General features: G+C 44.9%; 2 protein-coding genes. Both read left to right on the forward strand.

Annotated elements, in window-relative coordinates; genetic code table 11:
- The first annotated feature begins 302 nt into the window (after positions 1-302).
- The gene (locus GPL15_RS22430) at positions 303-509 is read left to right on the forward strand and encodes a helix-turn-helix transcriptional regulator (RefSeq protein ID WP_215700895.1); all 207 of its coding nucleotides are present in this window, start codon (positions 303-305) and stop codon (positions 507-509) included.
- A gap of 119 nt (positions 510-628) precedes the next feature.
- Positions 629-1,387 (forward strand): CpsB/CapC family capsule biosynthesis tyrosine phosphatase, encoded by a 759-nt coding sequence (locus GPL15_RS22435; RefSeq protein WP_215700896.1) that lies wholly within the window; start codon positions 629-631, stop codon positions 1,385-1,387.
- Positions 1,388-1,638: the final 251 nt, after the last annotated feature.

The raw sequence follows: 1,638 nt of genomic DNA on the forward strand, positions 1-1,638 counted from the left end.
GAAAATAAGGACATAATCTGAATTATGTAGTAGTGGATCTGTATTTTCCTACTAGCTATTATGCTATCTTTTCCCAGAAATTTCAAGTAGAATCGTAAATTTATTAAAAAATTATATTTTGACACCAAAAAGAGCGGTAAAAGAGGGGGCTCTACCGTTACTTTTTCCGAGGAAACCTTCCGGTGTCCATCACTATTACCACATAATTCAGATTATGTGGTTATTTTTGTGCCGGAGGGGACGTAATTATGTGACGGCCGGTCCGTAACTGAAAGGGACAAGAGGAAAACGGGGGTGCCAGAATGGCAGATTTAAGAAAATGTACAAATTTTGGAGTAAGGGTAAAAATTGCATTAATTGAACAGAACATGTCAAACAAAGAGCTGGCAAAAAGGCTGGGGTATTCTAATTCCACCATCAGTGATGTGATATTTGGAAGGAACAGCAGCAGCAGGACCATGGAAATGATTGCCAGAGAACTGGGGATAGAAGTGGAGGAAGTACGGTAATTTCACTTCTCTTTTTTGTGTACCCGGATTGCTGGAGGATTTTTAGAAACGGGCTTTGCTGATGGATGAATTGCAGTGTGTATGGAATTAAAAGAACATAAATCAGGAAGGAAAGGGTCATGGAACCGATTATCGACGTGCATTCCCATATCCTGCCGGGCATTGACGATGGCGCCAGGCGCATGTGGGAAACCAGGGAATTAATAAAACAGGCATATGGGCAGGGGATACGGACGATCATAGCGACCCCGCATTTCCATAGGGGGAAGCATTACATAGAACCGGGCGGGATCTTGGAGCTGACGCAGAAGGTACAGAGGGAGGCGGATAAGCTGTTCCCGGATATGAATATCTATGCCGGGCAGGAACTGATCTACTTTCATGGGATCTTTGATGAGGTTGCGGCTGGAAAAACAGTGCCTATGGCAGGTTCCGACTGCTTTTTAATGGAATTCCAGACGGATACAGCTTATGAGACCATTTACCAGGCTGTGAGACAGATGTCGCTGATGCGTTACCGTCCGATGCTGGCCCATATTGAACGATATCCATGCCTTAGGACACCGGGACGAATTGAGGAACTGAGAAAATCCGGGGCGTATATGCAGATGAACTTTAGCAGCTTGTCTGGGGGAATCCGTTATGTGAGAGAGACGCTGTGGTGCAGAAGGATGGTTCAGGAAGGAAAAATCCAATTTCTGGGAACGGATATGCACCGGGTGGATTTCCGTCCGCCCAAGACCGGGAAAGCGGTGGAATGGATTTATAGGAGATGTGGGGAAGATGAGGCAGTACGGATGATGATGAGAAATCCGATGGAGATATTAATTGGGGATGCTAGGGGAGGAAATGTGGCCGTGTGCGGAGGATGGGCGTGAGCGCCGGAGATAAAAGCAGAATACTGAGATGAATACAAAACACTGAGAAGAAAACAGACTGCCGAGGCAGAACAAAGTGGAGTGGGCAAATTCAGTCTGTTTCTATAAAATCCAGCAGACTGGAGAGAATCCGACAGCGGAAAATAGAGAGAAATTGAGTAAAGGAACTAAAACATTTATGGAAAAGAGATTTGACGAGGATCAGGACGAAATTGAAATTGACTTACGGGAACTTCTGTTTGAATTCAAAA

This window comes from Clostridium sp. MCC353, assembly GCF_018785315.1.
Lineage (GTDB): Bacteria > Bacillota > Clostridia > Lachnospirales > Lachnospiraceae > CHH4-2.